The sequence below is a fragment of the Tardiphaga sp. P9-11 genome (assembly GCF_008329525.1).
In the GTDB taxonomy this organism is placed as follows: domain Bacteria; phylum Pseudomonadota; class Alphaproteobacteria; order Rhizobiales; family Xanthobacteraceae; genus Tardiphaga.
In genome coordinates, this window is the sequence record NZ_NPKQ01000001.1 from 90,255 (window position 1) to 102,786 (window position 12,532).

11 protein-coding genes are annotated in these 12,532 nt (G+C 61.7%); 6 read left to right on the forward strand and 5 right to left on the reverse strand.

Annotation, left to right across the window (positions count from 1 at the left end; all coding sequences use genetic code 11):
- Positions 1-23: 23 nt before the first annotated feature.
- The 3 genes from CIW50_RS00410 to CIW50_RS00420 all read right to left on the reverse strand — a co-directional run bounded on the left by CIW50_RS00410 (position 24) and on the right by CIW50_RS00420 (position 3,625).
- Positions 24-2,069 (reverse strand): methyl-accepting chemotaxis protein, encoded by a 2,046-nt coding sequence (locus CIW50_RS00410; RefSeq protein WP_246664090.1) that lies wholly within the window; start codon positions 2,067-2,069, stop codon positions 24-26.
- Positions 2,070-2,270: 201 nt separating this feature from the next.
- Positions 2,271-2,960: a 3-oxoacid CoA-transferase subunit B gene (locus CIW50_RS00415; RefSeq protein ID WP_198912064.1), complete on the reverse strand. Its 690-nt coding sequence runs from the start codon at positions 2,958-2,960 to the stop codon at positions 2,271-2,273.
- Complete coding sequence (locus tag CIW50_RS00420) at positions 2,957-3,625, reverse strand: 3-oxoacid CoA-transferase subunit A (RefSeq protein ID WP_197738348.1); 669 nt, start codon at positions 3,623-3,625, stop codon at positions 2,957-2,959. The genes CIW50_RS00415 and CIW50_RS00420 overlap by 4 nt, the downstream gene beginning before the upstream one ends.
- 250 nt (positions 3,626-3,875) lie before the next feature.
- Between CIW50_RS00420 and CIW50_RS00425 the strand changes: the two genes are divergently transcribed.
- The 4 genes from CIW50_RS00425 to CIW50_RS00440 all read left to right on the forward strand — a co-directional run bounded on the left by CIW50_RS00425 (position 3,876) and on the right by CIW50_RS00440 (position 8,908).
- A complete protein-coding gene (locus CIW50_RS00425) occupies positions 3,876-4,361 on the forward strand; it encodes a (2Fe-2S)-binding protein (RefSeq protein WP_149529344.1) in 486 nt (161 codons plus the stop codon).
- A gap of 89 nt (positions 4,362-4,450) precedes the next feature.
- Complete coding sequence (locus CIW50_RS00430) at positions 4,451-6,805, forward strand: xanthine dehydrogenase family protein molybdopterin-binding subunit (protein ID WP_149529345.1); 2,355 nt, start codon at positions 4,451-4,453, stop codon at positions 6,803-6,805.
- 12 nt (positions 6,806-6,817) lie between these two features.
- Entirely contained in the window at positions 6,818-7,618 is an 801-nt protein-coding gene (locus CIW50_RS00435) for an FAD binding domain-containing protein (RefSeq protein WP_149529346.1), read from the forward strand.
- A 180-nt stretch (positions 7,619-7,798) separates the two neighbouring features.
- The gene (locus CIW50_RS00440) at positions 7,799-8,908 is read left to right on the forward strand and encodes a CaiB/BaiF CoA transferase family protein (RefSeq protein ID WP_149529347.1); all 1,110 of its coding nucleotides are present in this window, start codon (positions 7,799-7,801) and stop codon (positions 8,906-8,908) included.
- Positions 8,909-8,954: 46 nt separating this feature from the next.
- Here CIW50_RS00440 and hppD read toward each other — a convergent pair whose 3' ends face one another.
- Positions 8,955-10,079, reverse strand: coding sequence for a 4-hydroxyphenylpyruvate dioxygenase (gene hppD, locus CIW50_RS00445; protein WP_149529348.1), 1,125 nt, complete (start codon positions 10,077-10,079; stop codon positions 8,955-8,957).
- A 133-nt stretch (positions 10,080-10,212) separates the two neighbouring features.
- Between hppD and CIW50_RS00450 the strand changes: the two genes are divergently transcribed.
- Positions 10,213-10,680, forward strand: a complete 468-nt coding sequence (locus CIW50_RS00450; RefSeq protein WP_149529349.1) for an Lrp/AsnC family transcriptional regulator — start codon at positions 10,213-10,215, stop codon at positions 10,678-10,680.
- Between the two features lie 77 nt (positions 10,681-10,757).
- Positions 10,758-11,069: a DUF1272 domain-containing protein gene (locus tag CIW50_RS00455; protein ID WP_149529350.1), complete on the forward strand. Its 312-nt coding sequence runs from the start codon at positions 10,758-10,760 to the stop codon at positions 11,067-11,069.
- Here the strand turns inward: CIW50_RS00455 and hmgA are convergent.
- The gene (hmgA, locus tag CIW50_RS00460; RefSeq protein ID WP_149529351.1) at positions 11,066-12,412 is read right to left on the reverse strand and encodes a homogentisate 1,2-dioxygenase; all 1,347 of its coding nucleotides are present in this window, start codon (positions 12,410-12,412) and stop codon (positions 11,066-11,068) included. The genes CIW50_RS00455 and hmgA overlap by 4 nt on opposite strands.
- Positions 12,413-12,532: the final 120 nt, after the last annotated feature.

Genomic DNA, 12,532 nt, shown 5'->3' on the forward strand with positions numbered 1-12,532 from the left:
CTAACTGGTCAGCGGCGCGAAACTTACGCCGCCCGGATATTCCCCATGAACCGATCCAGCTCCGCGCGCAGGCGTGCACTTTCGCTCGACAGCGTCTGCGCCGAATTCAACACCTGAGCTGACGCCGCACCGGTTTCGGTCGCGCCGCGATTCACATCGACGATATCGCCGGCAACCTGCTGGGTACCGTGAGCAACACGCTGGACGTTCTGCGCGATCTCGCGCGTGGCTGCGCCCTGCTGTTCGACGGCGCTGGCGATCTCCGAGGCAATGCCGGAAATCTCGCCGATGGTGCTGCCGATTTGCTTGATCGCCGACACGGAATCCCGTGTCGCGGTCTGCATGCCTGCGATCTGGGTCGAGATTTCCTCGGTTGCCTTTGCGGTCTGGCTGGCCAGGGACTTCACTTCGGACGCCACGACGGCAAAGCCACGGCCGGCGTCGCCGGCACGCGCAGCCTCAATGGTCGCATTCAGCGCCAGAAGGTTGGTCTGCTCGGCAATCGCCGTGATGAGATCGACGACGTCACCGATGCGCTGCGCGGCGCGAGACAGTTCGCCGATGCGGGCATCGGTCTGCTGTGCCTGCACCACGGCGCTGTCAGCGATCTTGCTGGAGGTCTGCACCTGACGGCCGATTTCATTGACCGATAGCGAAAGTTCTTCGGTCGCGGTCGCCACCGACTGCATGTTCGAGGACGCTTCATCCGATGCTCCGGCAACGCGGCTCGACAATCCCTCGGTGGTCTCGGCGGTGCGCGTCAGTGTGCCGGCAGCGGATTCCAGCTGTCCCGCCGATGCCGACACGTTCGAGACAATCGCCCCCACGGCCGATTCGAAATCATCGGCAAAGCGGATGAGTTCGGCGCGGCGCGCGGCGCCTGCTTCACGGCTTTGCTCTTCCTGCGTGGCGGCATCCCGCTCGGCCTTTGCGACGGCCTGCACCTTGAACTCTTCCACAGCCGATGCCATGTCGCCGAGTTCATCGCGGCGACCAAGACCCGGCAGCACGACTTCGAAGTCACCGGCGGCCAGTTTGCGCATCGCCACGCACATAGCGATCATCGGATTGGCAATGCTGCGACCCAGCAACATCGCGAGAATGGCACCGATCACAAAACCACCGAAGCCGAGAATCATCACCTGATGCTTGGTATCATTGACAGTCTTGTCGGATTCGGCATCCATCCGCTGCTGTTCCGCCAGCATGTCGGCCTTCATCTCGGTGGAAAGCTTGGTAATGGCGGTCGTCGTCTCCGACATCTCCTGAACGAGACCATCGACCTTCTTGGTGTTCTCGACGAATTTGAGGAAAGCATCAGCGTAGAGCTTCGTCTCCGCAGTGATCTCCTTCACCTTGTTGTTGATCTTGTCGTCATTGGCATAAATCGTCGCGTACGAGTTCTGCAGGAACTTGATGCGGGCCGTCGCGGCATTCGAGGTCTTGTCCTCGGCCTTGCCTATATAGGTATTCACAAGCGACGTCGCAGTGATGAACTGGGTGGTGATCTCCTTGACCTGATCCTGCACGGAAGCAAGGCCGGCCATGGTCGCGGTGTCGCCGAGATCATCGATCTTGTTACGCAGCATGAGGCTGGTGCGCGACAACTGGCTCGATGCGATGGTGTCGTTCTGCCCCTTCACGGTCAGGATGTCAGCGAACACCTTGGTGAAGGTCGTGAATTCGCGGGACAGTTTGGTGATCTTGTCGAGCCGCGCAGAATCCGTGGTCGCCTTCATCGACTGATCGATGGCACCTTTCAGGCTCGCTTCCGCAGCCTTCGCCGCCTTGGCGTCCGCTTCATTGCTGGTGAGGACGTAATAGCGCGTCAGTGCCTGATAGGAGGTCAGCTCACGGTCGATGTTGCGGGCCAGACCCGATTCCGCGACGCTGGTGCGATAGGACACCACACCGGCCGAGATGCGCTCGAAGCCGACATAAGCGAGCACCATGCTGAGCGCGGAGATGGCGAGCACGGCCGCAAAGCCCAGCGTCACCTTGGCGCGGAACCTGAGGGCAGGAAACTTAAAAGAAGCCGGCTTCTTCCGGACAAGCGTCGTCGTTGCCACCTGGGCCCCCCGTTCATCGCTCCCAACATTCGGGTCATCGCGCGCAAGCGCACGCAAAGCCGATGCCCAAACCTACGGCACATTGGCTAAGGACGAGTAAACGGATACCGGAACTTCTGGAGGTTGCGCGGCGGGTGGACAGGGATTCGTCATTCCGGGGCGCGCGGCGAAGCCGTGCGCCCCGGAATGACTGTGTTTGGACTACGCCGCCATCGCGGGCGGGGTCAGCGACTGCCAATTGTTCGCGAGCTGCAGCTTGGGCTCGGTGAGTGCCTGCAACTGCTCCAGCGTCATGCCCTCGACCATCTCGCGCACGAACAGGCCCTGCTCCGTGACGTCGATCACCGCGAGGTTGGTGTAGATGCGCTTGACGCAGCCCAGCGCAGTGAGCGGCAACCGGCACTTCTTGAGGATACGCGGCTTACCGGCCTTGTCGGTGTGATCCATGATCACCCGGATCTCCTTGGCGCCGACTGCGAGATCCATCGCGCCGCCGACACCGGGCGGGAAGGACGGGTCTTCGGTGGTCCAGTTGGCGAGATCGCCGGCTTCAGAGACTTCAAAGGCACCGAGCAGGCTGACATCGAGATGTTTGCCGCGGATCATCAGGAACGCGTCGGCGTGATGCATGAACACCCCGCCCTTGATCAGTGTCGTGTAGTTCTTGCCGGCATCGATCAGGTTCTCGTCTTCCGTGCCCAGCTCCGGCTTTGGACCGAGGCCGAGAATGCCGTTCTCGCTGTGGAAGATCACCTCGCGCCCATCGGGCACGTAGCTCGCCGCCCGCGTCGGCATGCCGATGCCGAGATTGACATAGGCGCCTTCCTGCAGGTCCTGCGCGGCACGCCAGGCCATCTGGTCGCGATTGAGTGGCTTGTACGTCGTCGTCATGCCTTTGCTCCCACTACCAACACGCGATCGATGAAGATGCTCGGCGTCACCACCGCTTCCGGATCGAGACTGCCGAGTTCGACCATTTCGTTGACCTGCACGACGCTGAGGTCGGCGGCCATGGCCATGATCGGATTGAAGTTACGCGCCGACTGGTCATAGATGAGATTGCCCCAGCGATCCGCCTTCTTGGCGCGCAGCAGCGCGATGTCGCCCTTCAGCGGCTTCTCGAACACATGCAGCACGCCATCGATCTCGCGGGTCTCCTTGCCCTCGGCGAGTTTCGTATGCGCGGTCACGGGCGAGAAGAAACCGCCAAGCCCGGCGGCATGGGCATGCATGCGCTCGCTAATAATGCCCTGCGGGACGAGTTCGAGTTCCAGCGTCTTGGCGCGATAGGCATTCAGGAACGCACTGTAGTCGCCGGAGCGCGGATAGGAGCAGATCACCTTGCTGACGCGGCCGGAATTGATCAGCCGGGCGAGGCCGGTATCGCCATTGCCTGCATTGTTATGAACAATGGTGAGATTGGTCGACCCCTGCTCGTGCAGTGCCTCCAGCAGATCATCGGCAATGCCGACGGTACCGAACCCGGCCACCAGGACGACTGCCCCGTCCTTCACCCCAGCCACGGCCTCGGCCGGGCTGGCTACGCTCTTATCGATCACTCCCGAAAACTCCTCGTCGCGGAATTGTTATTGTCCGCAATCGCTTGCGGCATTTATTGCGCCGCGACTAGAGCATTGCGGGCAAGGAAGTTGAAGGCATAAATTTGCAGGAGGGATACGCGTCCTCCCGCTGCCTCATTGGGCAGAGGCATAGTCGCGCCAGTTGCCCCCTACCAAATTCCCAGTTGCAAACTTTTCGGACCGCGCTTCTAATTGGAATAATTAAAAAATACCGGGAGGTCTGCGCGTGTCCACAGTGAAACTGACGGTCAATGGCAAGTCTGTCTCTGCCACGGTCGAAGACAGAACGCTTCTCGTCCATTTGCTCCGCGAAAATCTCAATCTGACGGGTACCCATGTCGGCTGCGACACCAGTCAGTGTGGCGCCTGCATCGTGCATATCGACGGCAAGGCCGTAAAATCCTGCACCACGCTGGTGGGCCAGATCGACGGTGCCAATGTCACCACCATCGAGGGTATCGCCAAGGGTGACCAGCTGCATCCCATGCAGGCGGCGTTCCGCGACAATCACGGCCTGCAATGCGGCTACTGCACGCCGGGCATGATCATGTCGGCGATCGACATCGTGAACCGGCATGCCAGCGATCTCGATGAAGAGACGGTGCGCCACGAGCTCGAAGGCAATATCTGCCGCTGCACCGGCTACCACAACATCGTCAAATCGGTGCTCGACGCCGCCGGACGCATGAAGGTTGCGCAAGCGGCTGAATGAGCCGCGGCGTATTTGATCTGAGCTGAGCCAGCCGCGTGTTTCGATGGAAAGCGCGGACAATCAAAAACTCCGGCAGGGAGACCCATGAGATGGGCGTTGAAGGCATTGGCGCACGCGTTGCGCGCAAGGAAGACAAGCGATTCATCACGGGCCGCGGCCGCTATGTCGATGACGTTAAGGTCATCGGCCTCACCCACGCGCATTTCATCCGCAGTCCCCACGCACATGCCAAGGTGAAGGGCATCGACGCCTCCGCCGCCAAGGATATGCCGGGCGTGGTCGATGTGCTGACCGCACAGCAACTTGTGGACGACAAGATCGGCAACCTGATCTGCGGCTGGGCAGTGTCATCCAAAGACGGTACGCCGATGAAGATGGGCGCATGGCCGGCGATGGCGCCGGACACCGTGCGCTTCGTCGGACAGGCCGTCGCCGTCGTGATCGCCGAGACCAAGAACCAGGCGAAGGATGCCGCCGAAGCGGTTGTCGTCGAGTACGAAGAGTTACCCGCCGTGAGCAGCATGACCACAGCGCTCGCCAAAAGCGCTCCTCAACTGCATCCGGAAGCGCCGGGCAATGTGGTCTATGACTGGGCGATCGGCGACGAGAAGCAGACTAATGACGCCTTCAGCAAGGCGGCCAATGTCGTGTCGCTGGACCTGACCAATAACCGACTGGTGCCGAACGCGATGGAGCCCCGCGCAGCCGTCGCGGAATATGACGAGGCGGAAGAGCACTTCACGCTCCATACGACATCGCAGAATCCGCATGTGGCGCGGCTCGTGCTGTCGGCGTTCTATAATGTGGCACAGGAACACAAGCTGCGCGTCATCGCCCCCGATGTCGGCGGCGGCTTCGGCTCGAAGATCTTCATCTATCCCGAGGAAATGGTCGCGCTGTGGGCGTCGAAGAAAGTGCGTCGCCCGGTGAAATGGACCGGTGACCGCACCGAAGCCTTCCTCACCGACGCGCATGGCCGCGATCATATGTCCCATGCGGAGATGGCGTTCGACGCCAACAACAGAATCCTGGGCCTGCGGGTGAAGACCCACGCAAATTTCGGCGCCTATATGTCGCTGTTCTCGTCCTCGGTGCCGACTTATCTCTACGCCACGCTGCTGTCGGGCCAGTACAATATCCCGACCATCTATGCGGAGGTGATGGGCGTCTACACCAACACCACGCCGGTGGATGCCTATCGCGGCGCCGGACGCCCGGAAGCAAGCTATCTGGTGGAACGGCTGATGGAGACATCGGCGCGGCAGTTGAAGGTCGATCCGGCCGAACTGCGCCGGATCAACTTCGTCACGCAATTTCCACACCAAACGCCGGTGATCATGGCCTATGACATCGGCGACTTCGGCGCCTCGCTGGACGCTGCACTGAAGGCAATCGACTATTCGGGCTTCCCGGCGCGCAAGGCCAAGGCGAAAGCCGCCGGCAAGCTGCGCGGCCTCGGTTTCTCCTGCTACATCGAAGCCTGCGGCATCGCGCCCTCCAAGGCGGTCGGCTCGCTGGGCGCCGGCGTCGGCCTGTGGGAGTCCGCGGAAGTACGCGTCAATCCAGTCGGCACCATCGAGGTGCTGACGGGATCGCACAGCCATGGCCAGGGCCACGAGACGACCTTCGCGCAGCTCGTTGCGGGACGGCTCGGCATTTCCGTCGATCAGGTGCAGATCGTGCACGGCGACACCGACAAGGTGCAGTTTGGCATGGGCACCTATGGCTCACGCTCGGCGGCGGTCGGCATGTCCGCGATCTTCAAGGCAATGGAGAAGGTAGAAGCCAAGGCGAAGAAGATCGCCGCGCACCTGCTGGAAGCCTCCGAAGGCGACATCGTCATCGAGAATGGCGAGTTCAAGGTCGCCGGCACCGACAAGGCGATCGCGCTGCCGATGGTCGCGCTCGCCGCCTATACCGCACACAACCTGCCAGATGGCATGGAGCCCGGCCTGAAGGAAGGCGCGTTCTACGATCCCACCAACTTCACCTTCCCGGCCGGCGCCTATATCTGCGAAGTCGAGATCGATCCCGGCACCGGCAAGACCGACATTGTCGACTTCGTTGCGGTCGATGATTTCGGCCGGCTGATCAATCCGATGATCGTCGAAGGTCAAGTCCATGGCGGCCTCGCCCAAGGCATCGGGCAGGCGATGCTGGAAAGCGCGGTCTATGACGACAACGGCCAGCCGGTGACGGCATCGTTCATGGACTATGCCATGCCGCGCGCCGACGACGTGCCATCGTTCCGGGTGTCGCACACCACCACGCTCTGCCCGGGCAATCCGCTTGGCGTGAAGGGCTGCGGCGAGGCCGGCGCGATCGGCTCGTCACCCGCAGTGATCAACGCCATTACGGACGCGCTTGGTCATAACAAGATCGAAATGCCGGCAACGCCCGGCCGTGTCTGGGAAGCGCTGCAGTTGCGGCAGGCAGCGGAATAAGGGAGAGCGATCATGTATGAGACCACTTATCACCGCCCCGCCAGCATCGACGAAGCCGCAGCGCTGTTCGCCAAGCATCCGGATGCGAAGTATCTCGCCGGCGGCCATACGCTGATCCCCGTGATGAAGCAGCGGCTCGCAGCACCATCGGATGTCATTGATCTCGCCCGGATCAAGGACATGATCGGCATCGAGGCGACAGCCGACGCACTGATCATCAAGGCAGCTACAACCTATTACGACATTACGCAGAGCGCCGCGGCGAAGAAGGCGATCCCCGCGATCGTGCATCTGACGTCCGTGCTCGGCGACCCTGCCGTGCGCTATCGCGGCACCATCGGCGGGTCGATTGCCAATAACGATCCTGCCGCCGATTATCCCGCCGCCGTACTGGCGCTGAATGCCACCATCAAGACCAACAAACGCGAGATCAAGGGTGACGATTTCTTCCAGGGCCTGTTCTCGACGGCGCTGGAGGACAACGAGATCATCACCTCGGTGTCGTTCCCGATCCCGGCCAAGGCCGGCTACGCCAAGATGCGCCACCCGGCGTCGCGCTTCGCGCTCACCGCGGTGTTCGTCGCACAGAGCAAGTCCGGCGAGGTCCGCGTCGCTGCCACAGGCGCATCGCAGAGCGGCGTGATGCGCGTGCCGGCGATCGAGGCTGCGCTGAAAGCGAACTGGTCGGCGGGTGCGCTGGATGGCGTGAATATCTCTGCCGACGGGTTGATGGGTGACATCCACGGCTCGGCGGAATATCGCGCCAATCTCATCAAGGTGATGGCGCAGCGCGCGGTGGAAGCGGCGAGCTGACATTCCATTGAACGGCACAATGCGCGCGAGGAATCGCGCGCATTTTTGTGCAGTGCCGCAGCATAGCCGCATGCAGGATTGCGGCCAAAAGCTTCTTGCCCTCGTCATCTCCAGCATAGACAGTTTCCGGCAAATCGGTCCGTCGCCATCGACGACCAATATCAGGCATGGGAAACGCAAGTGCAGGACACCACCATCGCGTCGTCGCGATCACAGACCAAAGCCACCGGCCCGCTCAAGGGCACACGCATCGTCGAATTCGCCGGCATCGGTCCGGGTCCGTTCGCCTGCATGCTGCTGGCTGACATGGGCGCCGAGGTGATTACGCTGGTGCGGCCGAAACAGATGCCAAAGGGTGCTGCGTCACGCGGCCGCAAGGTCATCGAGGTCGATCTCAAGGACAAGGCCACCATCGCACAGGTGCTATCGCTGCTGGATAGCGCCGATGCGCTCGTGGAAGGCTATCGTCCGGGCGTGATGGAACGGCTTGGCCTCGGCCCGGACGTGGTCCACGGCCGCAATAAGAAGCTGGTCTATGGCCGCATGACCGGTTGGGGCCAGCACGGCCCGCTGGCGCAGGCCGCCGGCCACGATATCAACTACATCTCCATCACTGGCGCGCTTGCCGCCATCGGCGGTGCCGACAAGCCGGTCCCGCCGCTCAATCTCGTTGGCGATTTCGGAGGCGGCTCAATGTATCTGGTGATGGGCATGCTCGCCGCGCTGCTGGAAGCCAGCCGCTCTGGCCAGGGGCAGGTGGTGGACGCAGCCATGTGCGACGGCGCGGCATCCTTGATCACCATGTTCTTCGACATGACCGCGGCCGGTCGCTGGAAGGAAAGTCGCGAGAGCAACATGCTCGATGGCGGCGCGCATTTCTACGGCGTCTACGAATGCAGCTGCGGCAACTTCATCTCGATCGGATCGATCGAGCCGCAGTTCTATGCCGAGCTGCGCGAACTCGCCGGACTGTCGGAGGCCTGCTACGACAATCACATGGACCCGACAAACTGGGCCGCTGTGAAGGACAAGCTCACCGCGGTGTTCAAGACCAAAAGCCGCGATGAATGGTCCAGAATCATGGAGGGCACCGATGTGTGCTTCGCGCCGGTGCTGACCATGTCGGAAGCCACAAAGCACCCGCATATGGTGGCGCGCGAAGTCTTCATCCAGCACGAGGGCGCGACACAACCGGCGCCAGCGCCGCGATTCTCGCGCACGCCGTCGGCTGCGCGACCGGCAGTGAAGGTGGAGCTGGGTGATGCTGTGAAGGAATGGCAAGGCGCGTAGCGCCTCTTCTTCTCCCTCCCCCGCGCTTGCGTGGGGAGGGAGAAGACTACGCCGCCGTCTTATCGCCGACGTGCAGCACACCGCGCCTGATCTGATCTTCCTCGATCGACTCGAACAGCGCCTTGAAATTGCCCTCGCCGAATCCATCATCGCCCTTGCGCTGGATGAATTCGAAGAAAATCGGTCCGATCGCATTGGCCGAGAAGATCTGCAGCAGCACCTTGGTCTCGCCGCCTGCGACCACGCCTTCACCGTCGATCAGGATGCCGTTCTTCTGCAGCCGTGCCACGTCCTCGCCATGCTTGGGCAGCCGTGCATCGATCTTCTCGAAATAGGTCTGCGGCGGCGCCGGCATGAAGGGCAGGCCATCGGCGCGCAGCTTCTCGATGGTCGTGTAGATATCCGTCACACCGCAGGCGATGTGCTGGATGCCCTCGCCGTGATAGGTGTTGAGATATTCCTCGATCTGGCCGGCATCGCCGGCATCCTCATTGATCGGAATTCGGATCTTGCCATCCGGACTGGTCAGCGCGCGCGAGAACAGGCCCGAGGCGCGTCCCTCGATGTCGAAGAAGCGTATCTGGCGAAAATTGAACAGTCTCTCGTAGAAGCCGGTCCAGACGTCCATGCGGCCGCGATGGACGTTATGGGTGAGGTGATCGAGATAGAACAGGCCGGCGCCCTCAGGACGCGGATTCTTCGCGCCCAGCCATTCGAATTCATGGTCATAGGCCGAGCCCTTGGCGCCATAGCGATCGACGAAGTACAACAGACTGCCACCGATGCCCTTGATAGCGGGCACGTCGAGCGTCTTTTGCGCTGCGATCGCATCCGCCGGCTCGGCACCGAGCAAGATCGCGCGGTCATAGGCCGCCTGCGCATCGACGACTCGGAACGCCATCGACGGCGCGCAGGGGCCGTGCGCGGCGACGAAATTGAAGCCGTGAGTTCCGGGCTCTTCGTTGACGAGATAGTTGATGTCGCCCTGACGATAGACCGTGATCTTCCTGGTCTTGTGCTTCGCGACCGGCACGTAGCCCATCAGCCTGAACAGGGCGTGGAGTTCTTCGGGCCTCGGATGCGCGTATTCGACGAATTCGAAGCCGTCGGTGCCCATCGGATTATCAGCCGAAATGATGGCGGCCGGTGCATCGTGCGGAAATGGACCCATGGTGATCTCCCGAAGCTGATTTGCGTTCTCGCTTGTTTGGAGTGTCGGTCGTTTCCAACGCAAGGTGCATGCAAATTCAGATGGAATATGCGACATTCGTGCACGGTTCGCGCACGAAAGAGGCTTTTGACGCATGATCCCGGTGGACGCTTTCGATCTCAAGATGCTGACCGCGCTGCAGAACGATGGCCGGCTGACCAACCAGCAGCTCGCCGATATCGTCGGCCTGTCTGCCTCGCAATGCTCGCGGCGCCGGATGCGGCTCGAGGAAGAGAAGGTCATTTCCGGCTATCACGCCGACCTCTCATCGGAAGCGCTAGGCTTCAACGTGATTGCCTTCATCCAGGTGCAACTTGCCACCCACTCGCCGGATAACGCCAAGAAGTTCCGCACGCTGGTGCAGCGGGTCGACGAGGTGCAGGAGGCCTACTCACTGACCGGCGATGCCGATTATGTGCTGAAAGCTGTACTGCGCGACCTCAAGGGACTATCCGACCTCGTCAACAATGTGCTGATGCCGCATCAGAGCGTGGCGCATGTCCGCTCGTCGATCGTGCTCGATCGGTTGAAGGAAACATCGCGTTTGCCGCTGAGAAGCTGATAGCTCCGACACAATTCGACATTCTCACCAGCTTCGCGATCTGCGAAGATCGCGAAGTCAATTGGGGGACAACATCGATGGCACTGGCGCTGCGGCCGAACTGCGAATATTGCGACAAGGACCTGCCGCCCGCGGCATGCGATGCGCGCATCTGCACCTTTGAATGCACATTCTGTGCGGATTGTGTGGAGACCAAGCTCTTCAATGTGTGCCCCAACTGCGGCGGAGGTTTCGCGCCACGTCCGATTCGGCCGGCCACCGAATGGCGGCCGGGGCTTTCCGTCGCCAAGCGCCCGCCGTCGGACAAGCGCGTGCACCTCTCCCGCAGCCTCGAAGACATCGCGGCGCAGTCGGCGCGTATCAAGGATATTCCGCCTGAGGATCGCTAGTGCTTGTTCGGATCGAAGCGCTTCTCCAAGCCCTTCCAGCAATCGGCGTAGTCACTCTGCAGCGTCGCAGTCGTCGCCGCATGTTCGGTGACGCGCTGCGGGTAGCGGGTCTCGAACATGAAGGCCATAGTGCCGGTGAGCTTGACGGGCTTCAGCTCGCCATTGCTGGCGTGATCGAAGGCCTCGCGATCCGGGCCGTGCGGCAGCATCATGTTGTGCAGGCTGATGCCGCCTGGCGTGAAGCCCTGCGGCTTGGCATCATAGACGCCGTAGATAAGCCCCATGAATTCCGACATGATGTTCATGTGATACCACGGCGGACGGAAGGTGTTTTCCGCCACCGCCCAGCGCTCCGGGAAGATCACGAAATCGATATTCGCGGTGCCGGCAGTTTCCGACGGCGAGGTCAGCACCGTAAAGATCGACGGATCCGGATGATCGAAGCCGATGGCGCCGACCGGCGAGAAGGTGCGCAGATCGTATTTATAGGGCGCATAGTTGCCGTGCCAGGCGACGACATCGATGGGTGAATGCGGCAGCGTCGCTTTGAACAGCGCGCCGCCCCATTTCACATAGAGCTCGGTCGGCGTGTCCTTGTCCTCATAGGCGGCCACGGGCGTGAGGAAGTCGCGCGCATTGGCGAGACAATTGGCGCCGATCGGTCCGCGCTCGGGCAGCGTGAAGGCGCCGCCATAGTTCTCGCAGAGATAGCCGCGCGCGGCGCCGCCGGTGAGTTCGACGCGGAACTTGACGCCGCGCGGGATCACCACGATCTCGCCGGGCTCGGCATCGATGCGGCCGAATTCGGTGACGAACAGGAGATTGCCCTGCTGCAGCACGAACATCATCTCGCCGTCGGCATTGTAGAAATGCTGATCCACCATGGATTTGGTGATCAGATAGACATGCGCCGCCATGCCGGCCTGGGTGCCGGCATCGCCGGCCGTGGTCATGGTCTGCACGCCCTGCAGGAAGGTCATGTCTTCCTTCGGGATCGGCGCCGGGTCCCAGCGCAATTGCGCGATCGGCAGATCGTTCTCGTGGCACGGCGCGGTGCGCCACAGTTTCGCGTCCGCTTTCTCGAAGCGGCCCGAATGTTTCACCGACGGGCGGATGCGATAGAGCCAGGAGCGCTCATTGGTGCCGCGCGGTGCCGTGAAGGGCGAACCTGAGAGTTGCTCGGCATAGAGCCCATAGGCGCAGCGCTGCGGCGAGTTGCGGCCGATGGGCAGCGCGCCGGGCAGCGCCTCGGTTTCAAAGCTGTTGCCGAAGCCGGACATATAGCCCGGCGTGATATTGACGGTGTTGCGGCTGATCAGATCGGGGCTGGTGGTGATGTTCATCTCATCCTCCGTTGCAATCGTCATTGCGACGAAGCAATCCAGTTCTTTTGGCGCGTTTAGCCTTGGATTGCCGCGTCGCTTCGTTAAAAGGAAAGCAAGCTTGCCCTGACCTCGCAATGA